Source organism: Streptomyces sp. NPDC001678, from assembly GCF_042892945.1.
GTDB lineage: Bacteria > Actinomycetota > Actinomycetes > Streptomycetales > Streptomycetaceae > Streptomyces.
Genome location: NZ_JBIAUP010000011.1, coordinates 201,572 through 222,921 on the forward strand (window position 1 = coordinate 201,572; position 21,350 = coordinate 222,921).

General features: G+C 73.6%; 17 protein-coding genes and 1 pseudogene. 10 read left to right on the top strand and 8 right to left on the bottom strand.

Annotated features, from left to right (window positions below):
* Positions 1–39: 39 nt before the first annotated feature.
* Positions 40–2,226, bottom strand: coding sequence for a Fe(3+)-hydroxamate ABC transporter permease FhuB (fhuB, locus tag ACFYZR_RS23375; protein WP_391913263.1), 2,187 nt, complete (start codon positions 2,224–2,226; stop codon positions 40–42).
* A gap of 146 nt (positions 2,227–2,372) precedes the next feature.
* Between fhuB and ACFYZR_RS23380 the strand changes: the two genes are divergently transcribed.
* Positions 2,373–3,128, top strand: a complete 756-nt coding sequence (locus ACFYZR_RS23380) for an SDR family oxidoreductase (RefSeq protein WP_391913265.1) — start codon at positions 2,373–2,375, stop codon at positions 3,126–3,128.
* Here the strand turns inward: ACFYZR_RS23380 and ACFYZR_RS23385 are convergent.
* Positions 3,113–4,510, bottom strand: a complete 1,398-nt coding sequence (locus ACFYZR_RS23385) for an NB-ARC domain-containing protein (protein ID WP_391913267.1) — start codon at positions 4,508–4,510, stop codon at positions 3,113–3,115. The two genes, ACFYZR_RS23380 and ACFYZR_RS23385, sit on opposite strands and share 16 nt — an antisense overlap.
* Positions 4,511–4,848: 338 nt before the next feature.
* Here ACFYZR_RS23385 and ACFYZR_RS23390 point away from each other — a divergent pair, with 338 nt between their 5' ends.
* From ACFYZR_RS23390 to ACFYZR_RS23400, 3 genes are all read left to right on the top strand, one after another.
* The gene (locus ACFYZR_RS23390) at positions 4,849–5,721 is read left to right on the top strand and encodes a hypothetical protein (RefSeq protein WP_391913269.1); all 873 of its coding nucleotides are present in this window, start codon (positions 4,849–4,851) and stop codon (positions 5,719–5,721) included.
* 87 nt (positions 5,722–5,808) lie between these two features.
* The gene (locus ACFYZR_RS23395; RefSeq protein ID WP_391913271.1) at positions 5,809–6,876 is read left to right on the top strand and encodes a YncE family protein; all 1,068 of its coding nucleotides are present in this window, start codon (positions 5,809–5,811) and stop codon (positions 6,874–6,876) included.
* Positions 6,877–7,057: 181 nt separating this feature from the next.
* On the top strand, positions 7,058–8,005 hold the full coding sequence (locus ACFYZR_RS23400) for a polysaccharide deacetylase family protein (protein WP_391913273.1): 948 nt from the start codon (positions 7,058–7,060) through the stop codon (positions 8,003–8,005).
* A 13-nt stretch (positions 8,006–8,018) separates the two neighbouring features.
* Here ACFYZR_RS23400 and ACFYZR_RS23405 read toward each other — a convergent pair whose 3' ends face one another.
* The 5 genes from ACFYZR_RS23405 to ACFYZR_RS23425 form a co-directional block, all read right to left on the bottom strand.
* A complete protein-coding gene (locus ACFYZR_RS23405) occupies positions 8,019–9,206 on the bottom strand; it encodes a cytochrome P450 (protein WP_391913274.1) in 1,188 nt (395 codons plus the stop codon).
* Between the two features lie 151 nt (positions 9,207–9,357).
* Entirely contained in the window at positions 9,358–11,352 is a 1,995-nt protein-coding gene (locus ACFYZR_RS23410) for an ABC transporter ATP-binding protein (protein ID WP_391913276.1), read from the bottom strand.
* 165 nt (positions 11,353–11,517) lie between these two features.
* A complete protein-coding gene (locus tag ACFYZR_RS23415) occupies positions 11,518–12,198 on the bottom strand; it encodes a phosphatase PAP2 family protein (protein ID WP_391913278.1) in 681 nt (226 codons plus the stop codon).
* Positions 12,195–12,833, bottom strand: coding sequence for a phosphatase PAP2 family protein (locus ACFYZR_RS23420; protein WP_391913280.1), 639 nt, complete (start codon positions 12,831–12,833; stop codon positions 12,195–12,197). Before ACFYZR_RS23420 ends, ACFYZR_RS23415 begins: the two co-directional genes overlap by 4 nt.
* 184 nt (positions 12,834–13,017) lie before the next feature.
* On the bottom strand, positions 13,018–13,422 hold the full coding sequence (locus tag ACFYZR_RS23425; protein WP_391913282.1) for a rodlin: 405 nt from the start codon (positions 13,420–13,422) through the stop codon (positions 13,018–13,020).
* A 346-nt stretch (positions 13,423–13,768) separates the two neighbouring features.
* Here ACFYZR_RS23425 and ACFYZR_RS23430 point away from each other — a divergent pair, with 346 nt between their 5' ends.
* The 5 genes and pseudogenes from ACFYZR_RS23430 to ACFYZR_RS23450 all read left to right on the top strand — a co-directional run bounded on the left by ACFYZR_RS23430 (position 13,769) and on the right by ACFYZR_RS23450 (position 19,252).
* Positions 13,769–14,083: a putative quinol monooxygenase gene (locus ACFYZR_RS23430; RefSeq protein ID WP_391913284.1), complete on the top strand. Its 315-nt coding sequence runs from the start codon at positions 13,769–13,771 to the stop codon at positions 14,081–14,083.
* Between the two features lie 367 nt (positions 14,084–14,450).
* Positions 14,451–15,470, top strand: a complete 1,020-nt coding sequence (locus ACFYZR_RS23435; protein ID WP_391913286.1) for an isopenicillin N synthase family dioxygenase — start codon at positions 14,451–14,453, stop codon at positions 15,468–15,470.
* A gap of 134 nt (positions 15,471–15,604) precedes the next feature.
* Positions 15,605–16,925: pseudogene (locus tag ACFYZR_RS23440) on the top strand (DUF692 domain-containing protein).
* Positions 16,926–16,943: 18 nt separating this feature from the next.
* The gene (locus ACFYZR_RS23445; protein ID WP_391913288.1) at positions 16,944–17,954 is read left to right on the top strand and encodes a TIGR04222 domain-containing membrane protein; all 1,011 of its coding nucleotides are present in this window, start codon (positions 16,944–16,946) and stop codon (positions 17,952–17,954) included.
* A 401-nt stretch (positions 17,955–18,355) separates the two neighbouring features.
* A complete protein-coding gene (locus ACFYZR_RS23450) occupies positions 18,356–19,252 on the top strand; it encodes a S1 family peptidase (protein ID WP_391913290.1) in 897 nt (298 codons plus the stop codon).
* Between the two features lie 37 nt (positions 19,253–19,289).
* Here the strand turns inward: ACFYZR_RS23450 and ACFYZR_RS23455 are convergent, their stop codons facing one another.
* Positions 19,290–20,174: a helix-turn-helix domain-containing protein gene (locus tag ACFYZR_RS23455; RefSeq protein WP_391913292.1), complete on the bottom strand. Its 885-nt coding sequence runs from the start codon at positions 20,172–20,174 to the stop codon at positions 19,290–19,292.
* A gap of 118 nt (positions 20,175–20,292) precedes the next feature.
* On the opposite strand from ACFYZR_RS23455, the gene ACFYZR_RS23460 reads away from it, so the two are divergent.
* Complete coding sequence (locus ACFYZR_RS23460; RefSeq protein ID WP_391913294.1) at positions 20,293–21,345, top strand: NAD(P)-dependent alcohol dehydrogenase; 1,053 nt, start codon at positions 20,293–20,295, stop codon at positions 21,343–21,345.
* Positions 21,346–21,350 lie beyond the last annotated feature (5 nt).

Here is a 21,350-nt window from a genome sequence, read left to right on the forward strand (position 1 = left end):
TGTGGGAAGGGGCGGGTAGGGGAAAGAACCGCCGGAGGCCTACACCCGCGCCGCCGCCGACCGCCCCAGCAGCACCCACAGCAGGAACGGTCCGCCAAGAACGGTCGTGACAATGCCGACGGGAATCTCGACCCCGTCGAAGAGCACGCGCCCCACCGTGTCGGCCAGCACGATCAGCACCGAGCCGACCAGCATCGACCCCACCACCGGCACCCGCAGCGGCCCCGCCAGCCGTCCCGCGATCACCGGCGAGGCGAGGGCGACGAAGCCCACCGGCCCGCAGACGCCCACCGCCAGCCCCGCCAGGGCCACCGCGAGCAGCAGGCAGAACATCCGCACCCGGTCCGGGGCGACGCCCAGGGACGACGCCGTGGAGTCGTCGAAGCGCAGCACGTTGAGCTGGCGGGCGACGACGAGGGCGAGCGGTACGAGGACGGCCAGGCCGATGAGGACGGGGGTGGCCACCGAGTAGCCGCGCCCGTTGAGGCTGCCGGAGGTCCAGACGTAGAGCGAGCTCGCCGAGTTCAGCGAGCGGCGGGTGAGGACGACCTGGGTGACGGCGGAGGCGAGGGCGGACATGGCCAGGCCCACCACCAGGACGCGGTAGCCGCGCTGTCCGAGACCGCCGGAGACGGTGGTGACGACGAGGACGGCCACCAGCGCGCCGAGGGGGCCGGCCCACCAGGCGCCGAAGGTGCCGGTGACGGTCGTGGAGATGAGGACGGCCGCCGTCGCGCCGTCGTTGACGCCCAGGAGCTCGGGGGTGGCGAGGCGGTTGCGGGCGAGGGTCTGGGTGAGGCAGCCGGCCAGGCCCAGGGCGGCGCCGGCGGTGAGCCCGGCGACGATCCGGCCGAGCCGGAACTTCTGGACCAGGAGGACGTCGAAGCGGTCGCCCGAGCCGAGGACGGCGTTGAACGTCCGGGTCAGGCCCATCTCGCTCTGGCCCGCGTACGCGGACAGGACGACGGCGGCGACGAGGAGCGCCGCCAGGGCGAGCGCCGCGAGCGCGGCCCGGCGCGGCAGCAGCACGGAGAGCGCGCCGCCCCGCAGGACGAGGCTGTCCTCCCGCTCGTCGCGGCGCGTCGGCCGCAGGGCCGCGAACCGCCGCTTGGGCGGCGGCGCGGCCTCCTCCGTGGCGGGGTCGGTCATGCCCATCGCCCCCATCCGCCGGGAGCGGACGATGCCGATGAGGACGGGGGCGCCGATGAGGGCGACGATGACGGAGACGGGTGCCTCGAAGGGCCGGGAGACCACCCGGGCCAGGACGTCGGCGCCGGTGAGGACGCCCGCGCCGATGAGCCCGGCGAGGGCGATCTGGGCGGTGAGCCGGGGGCCGGCGAGCGTACGGGCGAGGAAGCCGGCCAGCAGGCCGAGGAAGGAGATGGGGCCGACGAGGGCCACGGCGGAGGCGGTGAGCAGGGTGACGGCCACGGCGACGACCACCCGGATGGTGGAGGGCCGGTGGCCCAGTCCCTTGGCCAGGTCGTCGCCGAGGGCCAGCGCGGAAAGCGGGCGGGCGACGAGCAGGGCGATCACGAAGCCGACGGCGAGGACCGGCAGCAGACCGGTGAGCTTGCCGAAGCCCTCGACCCCCGCGAGCGAGCCGAGGACCCAGAAGCGGAAGCGGTCGTAGGTCTCGGCCGAGTTGACGACGATGACGCTGGTGAGCCCGCCGAAGGTGGCGCCCAGCGCGGAGCCGGCCAGGACCAGCCGCATCGGTGAACCGCCGCCGCGCCGCCCCGCGATGAGCAGGACCAGCGCGCTGGCGACGATGGCGCCGCCGAACGCCCACAGCAGATGGCCGAGGCCGCTCTGCACCCCGAGGAAGGCGATGCCCGCCACGACGCCGAGCGAGGCGCCGGCGTTCACGCCGAGCAGGCCCGTCTCGGCGAGGGGGTTGCGGGTGACGGCCTGGAGCAGGCTGCCGGAGGTGCCGAGGGCGGCGCCCACGAGGAGCGCGGTGAGGGTGCGGGGGATCCGCAGGTCGCCCACGACCAGGGACAGCCGCGCGTTGTCGCGCGCGCCGTGGAGGCCGAGGAGATAGTCCAGGACGGCGCCCGGGCCGACCTCGCCCGCGCCGACGGACAGGGAGAGGGCGGCGAGCACGAGGACGGCGAACAACAGTCCGGCGGCTATGACCGGCAGCTTCCGACGGCCGTGGGACGGTCTGGGAACTGCCTGGTCAGCGGCGGGTTTCGCCTCGGTGTCCACGTGCGACAAAGTCATAAGGTAAGGCTAGCCTAATGCCCTCCGGCGTCCGGAAGCTCCGGGGTCGTACCGCTCGGGCAGCGGCATCCGACCGGCATGCGAAGGGGTACATACCGCCATAAAGTGGTCCTGCTTTGTCGTCAGCCCCCTCCGAGGAGGGACGCATGCCCAGCCACACGCTCAAGGACAAGGTCGTCGTCATCGGGGGAGCGTCGAAGAACCTCGGCGGTCTCATCGCCAGGGAGGTCGGCAAGGACGGCGCGAAGGTCGTCGTCCACTACAACAGCCCGTCCTCCAAGGAGGGGGCCCAGCGGACCGCCGACGCGGTCAGGGCCGCGGGCGGCGACGCGGTCGTGCACGAGGCCGACCTGACCCAGGTCTCCGAGGTCGAGGGGCTGTTCGAGGTGGCCGTCGGCGCCTTCGACAGGGTCGACTGCGTGGTGAACACCGCCGGCATGGTCCTCAAGAAGCCGCTGACCGAGGTCACCGAGGACGAGTACGACAAGATGTTCGCGGTGAACTCCAAGGCGGCGTTCTTCATGATGCAGGAGGCCGCGAAACGGGTCGAGGACGGCGGGAAGATCGTCACCATCGTGACCTCGCTGCTCGCCGCCTACACCGGCCTCTACTCCGTCTACGCGGGCAGCAAGGCCCCCGTCGAGCACTTCACCCGCGCCCTGTCCAAGGAACTGTTCGGCCGGAACGTCTCGGTCAACAACATCGCCCCCGGGCCCATGGACACCGGCTTCTTCTACCCCGCCGAGACCGACGACTCCATCGCCTACCACAAGTCCTCCGCCATGAACGGCGAGCTGACGAAGATCGAGGACATCGTGCCGTATGTGAAGTTCCTGCTCACCGACGGCTGGTGGCTCAACGGACAGACCCTCTTCATCAACGGCGGCTACACCACCCGCTGACCCGGCCGGAGGGCCGGGGCGGCCGCCTCCGCCGCCCCCTCCAGCGCGAACAGCCGTATCACGGGCGGGACGACATAGGACGGCTCCGCCGCCCGGCGCCCGTCGAGGGCCTCCAGCAGATGGCCGTCCAGCAGGTCGCCGAGGATCCGGTGGGTCCGCGCGGTCCCGCACCCGAGCAGCGTCGCCGCGCCCCGCAGGCTGAACCCCTGCGCCCGGGCCGTCGCCAGCCGGCGCAGCGCCCACCGCGTCTGCTCGTCCAGCACGCCGAACGCCGCCGCCACGGCGGCACGCACCGTGAGATCGCCCGCGCTCAGCTCCCGCAGCCGGGTGCGCGGATCGCTGAGGACCTCGTCGACGAGGGTCCGCATCGTCCAGTGCGGCCGCGCCAGCAGCCGGCAGCCCACCACGCGCAGGGCGAGCGGGATCCGGCCGCACAACTCGGCCACCAGCGCCGCCTCCGCGCGCTCACGGCGCACCCGCTCCTCACCGGCCATCCGCGCCAGGAAGGCCAGCGACTCCTCCATGCCGAACGCCCCGACGTCGACGCGCCCGGCGCCCGGCAGCGCGGAGAGCCGGCGGCGGCACGTCGCGAGCACCGCCGACCCGCCCACCCCCGGGCAGGCACAGCGCACCTGCCCCTCCGAGACCGCGTCGTCGAGGACGATCAGCACCCGCCTGCGGGCCAGCACGGCGCGCAGTCGCGCGCCCGCCTCCTCCGCCGGGCCCGCCCCGGCCGCCGGTTCGCCCAGGGAGCGCAGGAGATGGCGGACCACGTCGTCCGGGCCGAGGGACGGGTGCCCGGCGGGGGACAGCTGGACGAAGAGCTGGCCGTCCGGGAAGCGGGAGCGGAGCCGGTGCGCGGCCCGCACCGCCAGCGCCGTCTTGCCCGCCCCCGGATGCCCCGCGACCAGCGTCAGCCGCTGCCCGCACCGGACCCCCTCGGGCGCCAGCGCCCCCTCGACGCCCAGCAGTTCGCGCTGACGGCCCGTGAAATCGACGATGTCCGGCGGAAGTTCGCAGGCGGTCGGGACGGGCAGACGCATTCCCGGGGCCCGGCCCCCGTCCAGCGGCCCGGCGTGCGCCGCCGTTTCGTCGCCGGACCGCTCCTCCGGCGCGCCGTCGTACTCCGGCGCGAGCCGCGCGGCCCTCGCCGCCTCGACGAGCCTGCGGGCGGCCTCGTCCCCCTGGGCCAGCGCCCCCGCCAGGAGCTCCACGGACTTCCGCTGGGGCCGGCCCGTCCTGCCGCGCTCCAGATCGCCGATGGCGCGCACGCTCAGCGTGGACGCCCCGGCCAGCTCCTGCTGGGTCATGCCCGCCGAGAGCCGGTAGCGGCGCAGCAGCGGGCCGAACGCGAGCCCCTGGGCACCGTCCGTCAACGTCATTCCCCCTCGGGCCCCTTCCCCGCCGGCACACGGCCGGCCGCGACCGGCCTGTGGGCCTCCTCGTCACCGGCCCACCCCAGCGTAGGACGCTCACCCCAGCGGTCAAGATGCCCCCTTCGCTCGCCGACGTCCGCTATGGGACGACCGCCGGCGCACGGCCCGCCACCCGCCACGCCACAACCCGCCGCCCGCCCCGCACGGTCCGGCGGCGGTCCACCGGCAGTCGCCCGGCAGTCCGCCGGAGAAGCCCCGGGAAGGCGTTGCGGGCGGTCCCGTCGCTGCCGCACGATGCCGCAGTCAGGGGCCGGTGGGCCCGAACCTCCCCCGGAAGGTGGTCGATGGCTGCGCACCGGCCCGCCGTCGAGCCCGGGCCCCGCTATGTGAAGGGCCACTGCGGCGGCGACGGCTTCCTGCTCCTCCTCGACCCCGGCAACGAAGTCGCGCTGTCCGAGGGCGCGGTCCGGGGGCTGTGCCACCCGCGCACGGGGCTCGGCGGGGACGGCCTGCTGCGCCTGTCGGCCGCCGGGCCCGGCAAGGGGCCCGCCCGTACGCGCGGTGAGTGGTACGTGGACTGCCGGGACGCCGACGGCTCCCACTCCCTGGCCTGTGGCCCCGGCGCCGGGTTCGCCGCCCGCTGGCTGACGGTGGCCGGGCTCGCCGGGCCCGGGGCGCTGTGGATCGGCACCCGGCTGGGCGACCAGCGCGTCACCGTCGACGCCAAGGGCCGTACGACCGTGGAGATGCCCACCCCGCGAGTCCTGGGCACGGCGGGTGTGACGGCGGACGGGGAGTCCTTCCCCGGCACGCTCGTGTCGCTGGGCGCCCTGCACCTGGTCTGCGTCATCGACACCCCCGTGTCCTACCTGGACTTCACCAAGGAGCCGCAGCCGGACACCGCCGCCTTCCCGAAGGCCGTCGGCGTGCTCGTGCCGGCCGCCGACATGGTCTTCGTCAACGTCCTGCCGCGCGGCAGCCTGCGCGTGCGCGCCTACCGGCCCGGGGCCGGGGAGACCCGCCCGGGCGGCGCCGCCGCGTGCGCGGCGGCCGCGGCCGTCCAGCACGCCGCGGGCCGCAGGGAGACCACGGTCGTCGAGAACGTCATGGGACCGCTGACGGTGGCGCTCGACGCGTCCGCCGCCACGCTCCTCACCGGCCCGGCGGGCATCGCGGCGGAGGGCGTCCTGGACGCCCGGTGGCTGGCGGCGTTGTGAGCCGAGACGTCGATTGCGTCTGACGCAACGCTCCCTTGACAAGCTTGCACTGGAGTCAAGGCCGGGGTCGGGGTGAGGATTTCGGGTATGAACTCCCTTCAGCGAGAAGACTCTTCGGTCCCGTCCTTCGCCACCCGTGACCAGCTGGCCGTCGTCAGCCAGACCGGACCCACCGTCACCTTCTTCGACGCCGTCACCCATGAGCGGCTGAACGTCGTCGAGGTGCCCGCCGAACCGCACGAGCTGTGCTTCGACCCGGACCACCGGGTGCTGTACTGCGTGAGCACGTACGTCCACGGCTACTACCACCGGCACGACGGCGAGGCCCGGCAGATCACCGTCATCGACGTCGACACCCACGCCGTCGTCGACGTCCTCGACACGGCCCCCGACCACGCTCCCCACGGACTCGCCCTCGACCGGGCGCGCGGCCTGCTCTACGTCAGCGTCGAGGCCAACGGCACCGAGCCGGGCGGGGTGGTCGTCTACGACACGGCGACCCGTGAGCGGCGCGGCAGGATCCCGGTGATGGCCGACGGCCCCCACTGGGTCGAGATCACCCCGGACGGCCGCCGGGGCTACACGACCAACAAGGAGGCGCCCTTCGTCTCCGTACTCGACCTGGAGCGCGGTGAGTTCTCCGGGCGGATCGAGGTGCCCGGGAGCGAGGGCCTGGACGTCTCGCCCGACGGCGCGTTCGTCTACGTGGCCGCGCCCAAGGGCGACTTCGCGGCCGAGCCGGCCGCCCGCCCCGGGGTCCGGGTGATCGACACCGCCTCGGGCGAGATCGTGCGGACCCTGTACACCGAGGGGATCGTCTTCCCGGTGCACACGGCGGCCACCGGCGCGGTGCTCGCGGGGGAGCTGCGCATGGAGAAGGGCGAGGGGGGCGGGCTCGGCAAGCAGGGGAACGGCGTGCTGACCGTCTTCGCGCCGGGCTCGCTGGAGGTCGCCGGGCAGGTGGAGGTCGGGGCGTTCCCGCTGACCGTCACCTCTTCGCCGGACGGCAGGACGGGCTATGTCTCCGCCGTCCTGTCCAGCACGGTCACCGTGGTCGACCTGACCGTCCCGAAGGTGCTCGCCACCCTTGAAGTGGGCCGTGCGGACGAGGCCGGGGCCCATGGCCTGGCCTATATCACCGCCGCCCGGGGCTGACGCCCGGGCACGGCGCGGCCGCCCGGGCCACCACCCGGGCGGCCCAATCGTCCCGGCCGCCGCGGTTGCGGGAGTGCCCGTCCGGCCCGAGGGTTGGTGTCAAGATCATCGAACCGGTGTCGATGCCGGGGTAGATGGCGGGTCGTGCGTGCCGGCGGACCGTCATCCGTGAGGAGTCAGCATGTCCGGATACGGCGAGTTGTTCCGGCGTGGTCGTGGGCGCCACCGGCGGCGCCGGCGGGCTCCGCTGAAGACGGCCGCCGCGGTCTCCGCGCTGGTGACGTGCTCGGCCTTCGCGGTGCACGCCGTGGACGACGACCAGGAGGACTGCGTACCGCTGCCGGCGGGTGCCAAGGGCGGCCGCCGCGACCTGCCGGCCTGGTGCCACGGCCACCACGCGGCGGGCGCCCCGGCGGGCAAGGGCGGCCCCGGCGACGCCGGTGACGGCGTGGCCCGCGACGGCGACAGCGGCCACCGGGACCGGCCCGCCGCCCCGCCCGCCCCCGAGGGCGTCTACGACCGCGAGCGCTGCGGCAACACCTCCGGGCGGATCCTGCTGACGCTGGACGACTGGCCCTACAACGACCCGGAGCGGTCGGTGCGCATCGGCGCCCAGCTGAAGGCGCAGGGCATCCGCGCGGCGTTCTTCCTGATCGGCAAGTTCGCCGCGCAGTACCCGCAGATCACCCAGCAGCTGCGGCAGCAGGGCCACTGGGTGGGCAACCACTCCTACACCCACCGCCATCTGCCCAGCCTGGACGACGACGAAATGTACGACGAGATCCACAACGGCGTGGCCGGCAATCTGCTGCGGCCGCCGTACGGCGACGCGGGGGAGCGCGAGCGCGAGACGGCGGCCGAGCTCGGCTTCCGGATCTGCAACTGGACCATCGACACCCACGACTGGGAGAAGACCCAGGGCCACGCGCGGAGCGTGGACGACATCCGTGCGAGCGTCCGCGACGCCACACCGGACGAGAAGCGCAACGGCGTCATCCTCGGCCACCTGTTCAGCAACTTCCCCGACGCCCTGCCCGACATCGTGAGCGATCTGCACGCCCAGGGCTATCAGATCTGCCGCAACAAGGGCCCCGTCACCGACAAGGTCTCCTACCCCCTGGACTGCTGACGGCCATCCGGGCTCAGTAGCGCACGGGCAGCGCGGCCAGACCGCGCAGGGCCAGGCTCGGCCGCCAGAGCAGCGTCTCCGGGCGGTCGGTGTCGAAGGCCAGGCGGGGGTGGCGCTCCAGGAGGCTCCGCAGGGCGACGGCCGCCTCCAGCCGGGCGAGCGGGGCGCCGAGGCAGTGGTGGAGACCGTGGCCGAAGGCCATGTGGCCGCGCGCGTCACGGTGGATGTCGAAACGGTCGGGGTCGGGGAAGCGGCTCGCGTCCCGGCCGGCCGAGGAGAGGATCACGATGACGGGCTCCCGGGCGGGGAGGGTGATGCCGCCGATCTCCACGGGCTCGGTGGTGAAGCGGTAGGAGGCCCGCTCCACGGGCGACCGGTGACGCAGCGTCTCCTCGATCGCGCCGTCCAGCAGCGACCAGTCGGCCCGCAGCTCGGCGAGCTGCCCCGGGTGGTCCAGCAGGGAGTACACGGCGCTCGATATGAGGTTGACGGTGGTCTCGTGCCCCGCGACCAGCAGGACGAAGGCCATGCCCAGCAGCTCGGCGGGGGAGAGGCGGTCGCCGTCGTCGGCGGCCGCCGCCAGGGCGCTGAGCAGGTCGTCCTCGGGGGAGTCGCGCTTCGCTTCGATGAGGCCGTGGAGGTACTCCGTCATGGCCTGCGCCGCGGCGGCCGCGGCCGCCATGTCCGTGAGCATGACCATCTCGTTGGACCAGGCGCGGAAGTCCGCGCGGTCGGCCGCCGGGACGCCGAGCAGCTCGCAGATGACGGTCAGGGGCAGCGGCAGCGCGAAGGACTCGACGAGGTCCGCGCGGCCGGTGGCGGGCAGGGCGTCGAGCAGCCCGTCGGTGATCTCCTGGATCCGGGGCCGCAGGGCCTCGATGCGGTGGGCGGTGAACTCCCTGGCGACCAGTTTGCGCAGCCGGGTGTGGTCCGGCGGGTCGGTCTGGAGCATGTTCGTCCCGATGGGCACGCCGCCGTCGCCCGTCCAGTCGGGGGAGTTGCGCAGATCGTTGCTCATCCGCGGGTCGGCCAGGGCGGCCCGGGCCTCGTCGTACCCGACGATCAGCCAGGACTCCTTGCCGTCGGGGGTGCGCATCCGGTGGACGGGGCCCAGCTCGCGCAGCCGTGCGTAGAGGACGCCGCGGTCGGCGGAGAGGTCCGCGCCGGGGTCGGAGTAATCCATGAGAACGGGTGTGGACATGGCTGGTCCCTTCCGCATCCGGAGACGACGGGAGAAAGTGGGGTGTGTTCCCCGTTTATAGGTCCCGACTGTAGCAGTAACTGGGGAGTGCTCCCCGGGTATGGGTGTGCGCGGGAGGGGTGCCCCGTCGGGCGCCCCTCCCGCACACGGCTCAGCTCCGGGCCCGCCGCGCGGTGCCGTCCGGGGCCCGGGAGCCGGGCACCGCCGGGCCGTCCCCGGCGAACTGCCCGCGCTGGAGCTCGTACAGATCACGGAAGACACCCGCCGAGGACGGGCTCATCAGCTCCTCGAAGGTGCCGCTCTCCCGGATCCGGCCGCGCTCCAGGACGTGGATGACATCGGCGTGCCGGACCGAGGCCAGCCGGTGGGTGATCAGCAGCACCGTCTGCCCGCCGTCCGCGAGTCGCCGGATCTGGTCGAAGACCTGGAGCTCCGCCCGGGCGTCCAGGGCCGAGGTGGGCTCGTCGACGATGAGGATCCGCCCCTCCCGGTAGCGGGCCCGGGCGATCCCCAGCCGCTGCCACTGCCCGCCGGAGAGCTGGTGCCCGCCCTCGTAGCCCCGCGCCAGCAGGGTGTCCCAGCCGCGCGGCAGCTGCTCGACCACGTCGTCGGCGCCCGCGTACCGGGCCGCCGTCTCCAGCCGCTCCTGGGACACGGGGTGGTCGGTGCGCCCGATCGCCACGTTCATCCGGCAGGTGAACGGCCACCGGTGGAAGTCCTGGCTGACCATCGCGAAACGCGCGAACACCCCGGCCCGGTCGAGGCCCGCCATGTCCGCCTCGTCCCACAGGATCCGCCCCGCGTCCGGGCGGTAGAGCCCGGCCAGCAGCTTCACCAGGGTGCTCTTGCCCGATCCGTTCTCCCCGACCAGCGCCACGATCTTCCCCTGGGGGATCGTGAGGCTGACGCCGTCCAGCGCGGGCCGCCGCGCGGCGGTGCCCGGATAGCCGAACGAGACGTTCTCGAAACGGATCTCCTTGGGGTTGTCCGGCACGGGCTCCCCGCCCTCCGGGATGGCCCGCTCGGCCGCCTCCCGGCACAGCCGCTCCAGGTCCTGCACATAACACGCCTCCTCGTAGAGGCTGTTGACCTGGAGGATCAACGAGGTCAGGCTCGCCGAGCCGCTGCGCGTGGCCAGCACGGCGGTGCCCGCGACGGACAGCCGCATCACCCCGGTCATCAGCAGCCCGCCCAGCGCGGCATAGGTGGCCAGGACCGCCGCCCCCGTCAGCGCCGAGGCGAGCAGCCGGACGCGCGCGGCGTCGTGCGCGAGCCGGGTCTGCTCGGCCTCCGAACTCTCCGACATGTCGCGGAAGTGCCGCAGGAGGAACGGGCCGACGCCGTGCACCCGAACCTCCGGCGCGGGCTCCGTCCGGATCAGCAGCCCGCTCAGCAGCCGCCCCGCCCGCGCGTGCTGCACCCAGCGGTGGAACGAGGTGTAGCGGGCCCTGGCGATGCGCAGCGAGGCCCACGCGCGGGGCACGGTCGTCAGGGCCAGCAGCGGCAGCAGCACCGGGTGGAGCACGGTCAGCACCCCCGCGGCCGCGACGAACGCGATGAGCGCCCCGACGACCCCCGAGCAGTACCTGATCATGCGGCGGGCCGCCGACGCCCCGTACTGCGCCGAGTCCAGCAGGCGGTGGAACTCCTCGTCCTCGATCGCCGCCAGCTCGACGTGGATCACCCGCTCCAGATACATCTCCGTGGCGACGCGCTCGACCTTGGGCTCCAGCCGTCCCGTGCCCGAGGTGGACGCCGCCGTGGCCAGCGCGCCCACCACGCCCGTGACCGCGACGACCAGCAGGGCGGGCAGGGCCGCGGTCACCCGCTGCCCGGTCGGACCGGTGGCCAGTACGGCGGCCAGCACATGGTTGACCGCGATCAGGCCGACGGCCTGGCCGACGCCCTGGGCGAGCTCCGCCACCGCCACCGTGCGCAGCGCGCCGGGGTCCGCCCGCCACGCCAGCCGGACCGTGGCGCCGACCAGGCGCGGCAGCCGCAGCGCCATCGCCCACAGGGACATCTCCAGATGGGCGTTCTCGTGCTTGTTCCAGCCCTGGTCGTGCCGGAGCGGACCGCCGAACAGCAACCGCTCGGACGGCGAGGCCTCTTGGGGACGGGGCTGGCGGGGCGGGCTATGACGCACAGAGCCTCCTCGTTGACGCCGGATCGGACGAGTGCTCGGAAAGCGACGCCCGGAGAGGGGCGTCACGGCCCCCCAAGGGCGTTTTCTCGTCCGGAAGTTCGAGGATGCGTCAATCGGCGGCCGATAAGCGGCCCGCCCGCCGGTGATTCACTCCGCCGTGGCGGGTCACCCGATCCGGGGGTTGCGCCGCCACGGCCGGACCGGCGGCGCCGGCCGGTCCAAGAAACGGACCAGCACCGGCAGCGTCAGCGCCAGCCAGCCCGTGGCCAGCAGCCAGCCGCCCACGAGGTCGGAGGCCCAGTGGACGCCCAGCACGACCCGGGTGAGCGCGACGCCCACCGCCCACAGCAGCGCGCAGCTTGCCGCCGCCCGGCCGGGCCGGCCCGGATACCGGCGCAGCAGCGCCCAGGCGAGCAGCCCGCCCGCCAGCGCGCTGGTCGTGGCGTGGCCCGAGGGGAAGGACGCCCTGTGGGCCGCGCTCAGCCAGCCGTCGGCCGGCGGGCGGGGCCGGTCCACGGCGACGCGCAGCCCGATCCGCACCAACTGGCCCGCGCCCAGCACCGCCTCCGCCGCCACGACGCCGAGCAGCCGCGCGGAGGCGATCCGGCCCGAGGTGGCGATCCAGCCCGCCGCGGCGGCCAGCAGATAGGGGACCGCGCCCGTACCCGTCGAGGTCAGGGCCTTCGCCGCCGTGCCCAGGCCCGGGCGATGCTCCAGGGCCGCCTCCCGCACCGCCGTGTCCACCGCGAACGGAGCGCCGCCGGCGGCCACCACCAGGGCCGTCAGGACGGCCAGCGCGGCCAGGGCCAGGGCCGCGACCACCGGCGCCGCCGGACGGCGGCTCACGCGGCCGTCACCAGCAGCGGCCGCAGCCGGCCCTTGCGGGCCCGCTCCACCCAGGGCGTACCCCGGGTCGCCAGGACGGTCAGGGGCGCCGCGAGCGCCACGCCCGTCAGCGCGCCGGCGGCCACGTCGTGCGGGTAGTGGGCGCCGATCCAGACCTGCGAGGCGCCCATGGCCGCAGCCGCCAGCGCCGCGACCGCCCCGAGCCGCCGCTCGACCAGCCACAGCGCGGCGGCCGTCGCGAAGGCGATCACCGCGTGGCCGCTGGGGAAGGACCAGTCCCCCCGGGCCGGGCACGACTCCAGGGTGAAACTCCGCGGTATCGAACGGCAGGGCCGGTCCTCCCGCACCGCCACCCGTACGACCATGTCCACTCCGTACACCATCGCCACCACCAGGGGAGTGGCCAGCGCCCGGGCCATCATCGGGGAGTCCGAGCGCCGGGCGAGCCACCAGGCGGTCAGCATCAGCGCGGCGAACAGCGCCAGCCCGAAGGCCGACCACGTGGAGACCGTATCGTTCAGCAGCCACGGCGCGTGCCGCGCGCCCCGGGTGATCTCCGTGTAGAGACCGCCGTCGATACCGGAACCGTCGAAGCCGGGGGCGCCGGGCAGGAGCGCCGGGGATATTGCGGTCACGAGTGCGGACCCTCCCATGATCGGGGGCCGGCCGGGCGGCCGGCCCCGCGTGCTGTGCCGTATTCCTCGATTCCCGGATCACACCGGGCAGTTCGCTTCTCCGTACATCCGGACATACAAGAATCCCCCCGCCCCGGGGCCCGTACACCCGGAGCGGAGGGAATTCCCGGCAATCGCGAGATCGTCAGTGGCCTTCGTCGCCGTTGCCGGAGCCGTTGCCCGAGAGTACCGGGATCTCGTCGACCAGGTGCGACAGCGGGTCGTCGCCGTCGTTGATCGTGGAGTTGTCGGTGCACTGCTGCTGTTGCTGCGAGCTGAGGATCGGCACGTCCTGGACGCCGACGTTGAGCGCGCCGATGAGCGACTGGATGCCGACCTTCCCGATGCCCAGGCAGAGCTTGTTGAGCGAGCCCTGGATCAGGCTCATCTGCGGGCTTTCCACGCCCCCGGTCGCGGTGTCGCCGTAGGCGGTCTTCGCACCGTTGGCGTTCGCGACGTCCTGGTCGTTGCCGATGGCCATCGCGGGGGTGGCGACGGCGCCGACCGCCGAGGCGGTCAAGGCCGCCGTGGCGAGAACCTTCTTGAGCACGTCAATGCCTTTCGATCGATCGATGTTTCCCTCCGGGAAGCGAACTGAGTAACTGCAAGTGAATGGGGAAGTTCCGGAGTTTCACTCATTCGCCCCAGCGAGTCATTTACCTTCCTGGGTATCCAACTCCTTTTAGGGCGGGGCTTGCCGGAGAAGTGCGCCCGGCCGCGTCACGGCTTCCGGAGTTCGCGCCGTTGCGGCTGGTAGCGTGCGCGGCGCGGCGGGAACTCCGGCCGTCGGCCCGCTCGGACAGCGCCCCCACACGCCCGCGTCCGGGCGGGCTTGCCGGACGCCGGGGCGATTCGCGCCGGCGCCGAGGAGGAAGGGCCGAGGGAGGAAGGTCCGTTTGACCGTCGAATACGTCCGCTACCGCATCGCCGAACCCGACCGCCGGGGCGCCTTCGAGAAGGCGTACGCCGCGGCCGCCCAGCACCTCTACGCCGCACCCCAGTGCCTGGCGTACGAACTGTCGCGCGGCGTGGAGGACCCCGAGCGCTACGTCCTGCGGATCGAGTGGACCTCGGTGGAGGACCACGAGGAGGGGTTCCGGCGCGGCCCGCACTTCCCGCCCTTCCTCGACGCGGTCCGGCCCTACACCGGGGACATCGAGGAGATACGGCACTACGAGCGGACCCTGGTCGTCGACAAGCGCCGCGGCTGACCCCGGGCGCACCGTCCGCAACGGCCGACACCGATTGTTAACGGCATGTGACGCGTGCCACCCCCGCACAACGGCGTGATCACCGCCGGGGCCGTATACCCTTCGGAATGTGAACCCGCTCGTCAAACGCCGCCACGTGGACTTCGTCCGTGTCACGAGCATGTCCTGTCGCCGGTCCGGCTGACCTTCACACCTTCGCGGCGCCCGCTTCCCGGGCGGCTGCCCCACGCGTCTTCTCCGCGTTCCCAGCTTTTCTCTTATTCCTAGCCGCTCCCCGGTCCCGTCGCCGCCGCACACCCTGCGCCGGTCGCACGGGTCGTCCGGCCATCCCCGGACGCCCGCCGGGCCCTCATGCTGTGGACTTCTTATGAACAACGAGCTTCCGGTCATCGATCTCTCCGCCGCCTCCGCCGGACCCGAGGCGCGCGCCCGTCTCCACGAGGCCCTTCACGCCGCCGCCCGCGACGTCGGCTTCTTCCACCTGACCGGCCACGGCATCACCGCCGACGAGACCGCCGGCCTGATGCGCGCGATGCGCGCCTTCTTCGCGCTCCCCGAGGCCGACCGGCTCGCCATCAGCAACCTCAACTCCCCCCACTTCCGCGGCTACACCCGCATAGGCGACGAGCGCACCGGCGGCAGCCAGGACTGGCGCGACCAGCTGGACATCGGCGCCGAGCGCGCCGCCCGCGTCCCCGGCCCGGAGGACCCCGGCTACTGGTGGCTGGAGGGCCCCAACCAGTGGCCCGCCGGCCTGCCGGAGCTGCGCACCGCCGCCCTGGGCTGGGTCGAGCGGCTCAGCTCGGTCGCCGAGCGGCTGCTGCACGAGCTGCTGGCCGCCATCGGCGCCCCCGAGGACTTCTACGACGAGGCCTTCGCCGACCGTCCCCACCTCCACCTCAAGCTCGTCCGCTACCCCGGCAGCGCCCCCGACGGCGCCGGCCAGGGCGTGGGCGCCCACAAGGACTACGGCTTCCTCACCCTGCTCCTCCAGGACGAGGTCGGCGGTCTCCAGGTCGAGGGCCCCGAAGGGGAGTTCATCGACGTGCCGCCGCTGCCGGGCGCCTTCGTGATCAACCTCGGCGAGCTGCTGGAGGTCGCCACCGACGGCTACCTCAAGGCCACCAATCACCGCGTGGTCAGCCCGCCCGGGAACCGGGAGCGCTTCTCCGTCCCGTTCTTCTACAACCCGCGGCTGGACGCCCGCATCGAGCCCGTGCCGTTCCCCCACGCGGACCGGGCGCCCGGCGTCACCCAGGACGCGGCCAACCCGCTCTTCGCCGAGTACGGCCGCAATGAGATCAAGGGCTGGCTGCGCGCCCACCCGGGCGTGGCCCGCAAGCACCACCCCGGCCTGCTGGAGGACGCCGGGACCCCCGTCGCCTGACATCCGGAGGAACCCTCCCCCCGGGATCGGCTCAAGGATTACCCTCTCCCTGACCAAGGATTGACCAAGTCGGGACGGGGAATCACCCTCGCATTGGGCGCGGTGCGCCGCGGGGGAGCCACGGGGGGTGGGGGATGAGCACGGTGCTGGGCACCGGCGTCGGCTGGCGGCCGGAGATCGCCGGGGACATCGAGCGGCTGCCGGGGATCGACTGGGTGGAGGTCGTGGCGGAGAACGTCTGCCCCGACCACCTCCCCGCCGCGCTCCAGCGGCTGCGCGCCCGGGGGACGACCGTCGTCCCGCACGGCGTCTCCCTGGGCCTGGGCGGCGCAGACCGGCCCGACCTGGCCCGGCTCGTCGCGCTCGCCGAGCTGGCCGAGGCCCTCGACGCCCCGCTGGTCAGCGAGCACATCGCCTTCGTCCGCGCCGGAGGCGCCCCGGCGGGCCCGGGCGGAGCCTCCCGGATCGAGGCCGGGCACCTGCTGCCCGTGCCCCGCACCCGCGACGCGCTGGACGTGCTCTGCGAGAACGTCCGCATCGCCCAGTCGGTGCTGCCCGTACCGCTCGCGCTGGAGAACATCGCGACCCTCCTCGCCTGGCCCGGGGAGGAGCTCAGTGAGGGGCGGTTCCTCGCCGAGCTGGTCGAGCGCACCGGCGTACGGCTCCTGATCGACGTCGCCAATCTCCACACCAACCACGTCAACCGCGGCGAGGACCCCGCCGCGGCCCTCGACGAACTCCCCCTCGACGCCCTCGCCTACGTGCATGTGGCGGGCGGCGTCGAACGCGACGGACTGTGGCACGACAGCCACGCCCACCCCGTCACCCGGCCCGTGCTGGACGTGCTCGCCGAGCTCTGCGACCGCGTCACCCCGCCCGGCCTCCTGCTGGAGCGCGACGACGACTTCCCCGAGGCCGGTGAGCTGGCCGCCGAGCTTGACGCGATACGCGCCGTCGCCGCGGGGGCCCGCTGCCATGGCTGACCCGACCGCCGGCGCAGCGGCACCCGGCGAGCGGGCCCCCGGCCGGGACACCGACGCCGCCCGGCGCCGGCTCGCCGAGGCCCAGTTCGCCCTGCTCTCCGCGCTCGTCGCGGACGCCCCGCCCCCGCCCGGCTTCGACCCGCACCGCGTGGACGTCCAGCGCCGCGCGCTGCTCGCCAAACGCCTCGGCGTCGTCCGCAAGATCGCCCCGGAACCGGCGGAGATCCTCGCCGACGACTTCCGCGACCTCTTCCTCGGCTACGCCCGGGGCCGCCCCATGACCGACGGATACCGCCGGGACGCCCTGGACTTCGCCCGCCACCTGCTGCGCACGGACGCCGTGACCGACCCGGACCGGGTCCGGCTGCTCACCGCGTGGCTGACCGAACGGACCGGCCCCGCCGCACCGCCCACAGGGCGCGTACGCCGCCGGGTGGCCGCCGTCCTGCGCCGTCTGCGCCCCGCGCGCTGACCGAAAGGCAACCACTCCATGATCTACGCCATTCTGGTGACGCTGTGCTGCGCGGCGCTGATCGTCGCGCCCTCCGTCGCGCTCGCGCGCGTCCGTCGGCAGGCCCGGGGCCGGGACGTCCGGCCGCAGGCCGAGGACGTCCCGGAGATCCTGGGCGTGGCCTACCTGCTCGGCGGTGCCGAACGCGTCGTCGACACCGTCATCACCGCCATGCACGCCGGCGGTCGCATCACTGTGCACGGTGACACGGTGACGGTGGTGGAACCCGATGCGAGCAACGCCGTGGAACGTGCCCTGCTCAAGCGGTGCGGCGCCGACTGGAGCGGCTCCCTGCGAACCGTCCGCCGGGAGCTCCAGCGCGATCCCGCCGTCGACGCCATCCGCCACTCCCTGGTGAAACTGGACGCGCTGCTGCCGCCGGGCTTCGTCCGCCGGTGGCGGCGCGTGGCCAGCGCGCAGACGGCGGGCCTGGTCATCGGGGTCGTCGCCGGCGTGGTGCTGCTCTTCCCCGCCGACTGCCGGGTCATGGGCCTCCTCCTGCTGGTGCTCACCCTGGGCGGGGTCATGGTCCGGGTGGCATGCGGCCCTCACAAATCGCTCGATCCCCACACCGACTTCGGCGGGGATCTCAGCCTGTCGATCACTGTCGACGACTCCTTGAACCCGATCTCCGCAGCGAAGCACCCCGCTGGGGCTGCCGGCGTCGTCGCCGTGCACGGCCGGTACCGCGTACCGGACAGGAAGCTCAGGAACCAGCTGTCGGAAGCGGCCAGGGCAGGGACGAGCCGCCGGACCGGCTCCACGAGCCGCAGCTCCAGCAGGTCCTCGTCCACGACGTCGTCCTCCTGGGCGTCCACGACCGCCGCGACGTCCGCGTCCTCCTGCGGAGGAGCCGTCCTCGACACCGGCAGCGACAGCGGTTCCGGCCACTCCGGCCACTCGGGCGGTCACAGCTGTTCGAGCGGCCACAGCTGCTCGTCCAGCAGCAGCTGCTCCAGCTCCAGCTGCGGCGGAGGAGGCTGCTCCTGAGCGACCCGCGCGGGGGGACGAGGCGGTGGAGCTCGGCTCCCCTCACGGAGACGGATACCGCGGAGACCGGGGCGGGGGAACGGCGGTTACCGGACAGTCGCGGCCTTCACCATCCGCTATGCGCACAGGGTGCGCGAGGCGGCCCGTCATACGCGATCGTGCGCATGACCTCTGACGCTCGTCCGGCGGTCCATCGGCGGAGCCGGAGCGGGTGCGCGTTTCTGCGTGGTCGTGTGCGACCGGATGTCTTCTTGTGCGTCGGCTTGTCCGGACGGGACACTCGTCCGGCAACTCTTGGCATGCACGCGACGTGCGGTCGCCGCTGTGCCGATACGAATCCTCCGGGCCCGGACGCGCGGTGCGCGCGACGGGCACACCCCCACTCGCAGGAGGTCGACGAGTTGAACCACTCACGCATACCCGGGCGCCGTGCCGCCCTGGCCGTCGCCGGAGCCGTGGTCCTGACCACGGCCTCCCTCACCCTCCAGAGCGCCCAGGCGGCACCCGCCCCCTCCACCGCCTCCGCCGCCGAACTGGCCTCCGCGAGAGCGGAACTGAACGCCCGCGCCGCCGTCCCCGGCACCGCCTGGGCGGTCGACCCCAAGCTCCGCAAGGTCGTCGTCACCGTCGACAGCACCGTCAAGGGCGCCCGTCTGGACCAGGTGCGCAAGGCCGTCGCCGACCTCGGCGACAAGGCGACGATCAAACGGGCGGCGGGCGTCCTCCGTCCGCTCGTCGCCGGCGGCGACGCCATCTGGGGCAGCGGAGTGCGCTGCTCGCTGGGGTTCAACGTCACCAAGGACGGCCAGCCGTACTTCCTCACCGCCGGGCACTGCGGCAAGGCGTCGGGCGACTGGTCCGACTCACAGGGCGGCGGGTCGATCGGCTCCACCGAGACCGCCGAGTTCCCCGGCCACGACTACGCCATCGTGCGCTACACCGGCAGCGCCGACCACCCCAGCTCCGTGGACCTCTACAACGGCGGCCAGCAGAACATCGCCAAGGCCGGCGAGGCGCGCGTCGGCGAGCGCGTCCAGCGCAGCGGCAGCACCACCCAGGTCCACGAGGGCCAGGTCACGGCCCTCAACGTCACCGTCAACTACCAGGAGGGCCAGGTCGACGGCCTGATCGGCACCAACGTCTGCGCCGAGCCCGGCGACAGCGGCGGCGCGCTCTTCGACGGCGACACCGCGCTCGGCCTCACCTCCGGCGGCAGCGGCGACTGCTCGTCCGGCGGCGAAACGTTCTTCCAGCCGGTGCCCGCCGCCCTCCAGGCGACCGGGGCCCAACTGCCCTGACCCGTACGTACGGCCGTGGAGCCGCCCCGGCGCGTGGCTACGCGCCGGGGCGTGCCGCCGGGACCGACCGCTCCGCACCACCCGGAGCCGTCTCCATCGACCAACTGGCCAGCAGCCGCAGCGACTCGGCGGACGGCGAGCCAGGCTCGGCGTGGTACGTCACCAGCACCTGGTCCTGATCGGCGGGCAGGACGAACGTCTCGCACGCCAGGGTCAGCTCGCCCACCACGGGGTGCAGCAGCGGCTTCACGCCGTGGCCCTTGTCCCGCACGTTGTGGGCCGCCCACAGGCGGCGGAAGTCCGCGCTCTTGACGGACAGCTCGCCCACCAGGGAGGTCAGCTTGGGGTCGTCCGGATGGCGCCCGGCCTCAAGCCGCAGGCAGGCGACGAGGTCGGCCGCCTTGGCCTCCCACTCCACGTACAGCTCACGCGCGGCGGGGTCGAGGAAGAGCTGCCGGATCATATTGCGCTGCTGCGGCGGCACGGCGGGGAAGTCGCCGAGCAGCGCACAGGCCAGCCGGTTCCAGGCGATGACGTCCGTCCGCCGCCCCAGCACATACGCCGGGACGCCCTCCATGGTGTCGAGCAGATGCTGCACGGTGGGCCGGACACGCTGCGGCCGCGCGGTGCGCGGACGGCTCCGGGCAGGCCTGACCAGATGCCCGAGGTGGTCCCGCTCCGTCTTGGAGAGCCGCAGGGCGTCGGCTATCGCCTCCAGCACCGCCGCGGACACGTTCTGCCCGTGCCCCTGCTCCAGCCGCGTGTAATAGGCGACGCTCACCCCGGCCAGCTGCGCCAGCTCCTCGCGCCGCAGCCCCGGCACCCGGCGCCGGCCGCCGTACGGCGTCAGCCCGACGTCCTCGGGCCGCAGCCGGGCGCGGCGGGAGCGGAGGAACTCGCTGAGCTCGGTGCGCTGATCCATACCCACCAGTATGCGGGCGGTGCCCGGACCGAAGGGTGTCCCTGCCAGTGGTAGGAACCCCGAACGTACTCTCAGCCGGGTTCTGGTTACCCGCGAGGCCCGGCCGGATCATCGACGTATGACGCACAACACTGTCCACGCATACGCGGCACCCGCTCCCAAGGCCCCTCTGGAGCGCACCACCGTCGCCCGCCGCGCGCTGGGCGAGCACGACATCCTGATCGAGATCAAGTACTCCGGCATCTGCCACTCCGACATCCACACCGTCCGCGGCGAGTGGGGGCACGAGACCTTCCCGATCGTGCCCGGCCACGAGATCGCGGGCGTCGTCGCCGAGGTCGGCGCCGGGGTCACCCGCCACGCGCCCGGCGACCGGGTCGGCGTCGGCTGCTTCGTCGACTCCTGCCGCGAGTGCGACAACTGCCGTGCCGGCCTCGAGCAGTACTGCACCGGCGCGAGCGGCCCGGTCGGCACCTACGCCGACACCGGCCGCGACGGCGAGTTCACCCAGGGCGGCTACTCCACCCACATCGTCGTCGACGAGAACTACGTCCTGCGCATACCCGACGGCATCCCCCTGGACGCCGCCGCGCCCCTGCTGTGCGCGGGCATCACCGTCTACTCCCCCCTCGCCCACTGGCAGGCCGGCCCGGGGAAGAAGGTCGCCGTCATCGGCCTGGGCGGCCTGGGCCACATGGCCGTGAAGATCGCCCACGCCATGGGCGCCGAGGTCACCGTCCTCAGCCAGTCCCTCCGCAAGAAGGACGACGGCCTGCGCCTGGGCGCCGACCACTATCGCGCCACGTCCGACCCGGCCACGTTCGAGGCCCTGGCGAACAGCTTCGACCTGATCCTCAACACCGTCTCGGCGGACCTGGACCTGGGCGCCTTCCTGGGCCTGCTGCGCACCGACGGCGTCATGGTCCAGCTCGGCGCCCCGGAGAACCCGCTGCCGGTCGTCTCCGGCTCCCTCTTCCGTCAGCGCCGCACCCTCGCCGGGTCGATGATCGGCGGCATCCGGGAGACCCAGGAGATGCTCGACTTCTGCGCCAACCACGGCATCGCCTCCGACATCGAGCTGATCCGCGCGGAGCAGATCAACGAGGCGTACGAGCGGGTGCTCGCCAGCGACGTCCGGTACCGCTTCGTCATCGACGCGGCGACGATCTGACGCCC

What these genes read in the sequence shown, in the direction of transcription:
- ACFYZR_RS23460 (WP_391913294.1), top strand. Translation starts at nt 20,293, where the DNA reads ATGACGCACAACACTGTCCACGCATACGCGGCACCCGCTCCCAAGGCC.
- ACFYZR_RS23390 (WP_391913269.1), top strand. Translation starts at nt 4,849, where the DNA reads ATGGCTGCGCACCGGCCCGCCGTCGAGCCCGGGCCCCGCTATGTGAAG.
- ACFYZR_RS23435 (WP_391913286.1), top strand. Translation starts at nt 14,451, where the DNA reads ATGAACAACGAGCTTCCGGTCATCGATCTCTCCGCCGCCTCCGCCGGA.
- ACFYZR_RS23385 (WP_391913267.1), bottom strand. Translation starts at nt 4,510, where the DNA reads ATGACGTTGACGGACGGTGCCCAGGGGCTCGCGTTCGGCCCGCTGCTG.
- fhuB (WP_391913263.1), bottom strand. Translation starts at nt 2,226, where the DNA reads ATGACTTTGTCGCACGTGGACACCGAGGCGAAACCCGCCGCTGACCAG.
- ACFYZR_RS23445 (WP_391913288.1), top strand. Translation starts at nt 16,944, where the DNA reads ATGATCTACGCCATTCTGGTGACGCTGTGCTGCGCGGCGCTGATCGTC.
- ACFYZR_RS23405 (WP_391913274.1), bottom strand. Translation starts at nt 9,206, where the DNA reads ATGTCCACACCCGTTCTCATGGATTACTCCGACCCCGGCGCGGACCTC.
- ACFYZR_RS23380 (WP_391913265.1), top strand. Translation starts at nt 2,373, where the DNA reads ATGCCCAGCCACACGCTCAAGGACAAGGTCGTCGTCATCGGGGGAGCG.
- ACFYZR_RS23395 (WP_391913271.1), top strand. Translation starts at nt 5,809, where the DNA reads ATGAACTCCCTTCAGCGAGAAGACTCTTCGGTCCCGTCCTTCGCCACC.
- ACFYZR_RS23455 (WP_391913292.1), bottom strand. Translation starts at nt 20,174, where the DNA reads ATGGATCAGCGCACCGAGCTCAGCGAGTTCCTCCGCTCCCGCCGCGCC.
- ACFYZR_RS23400 (WP_391913273.1), top strand. Translation starts at nt 7,058, where the DNA reads ATGTCCGGATACGGCGAGTTGTTCCGGCGTGGTCGTGGGCGCCACCGG.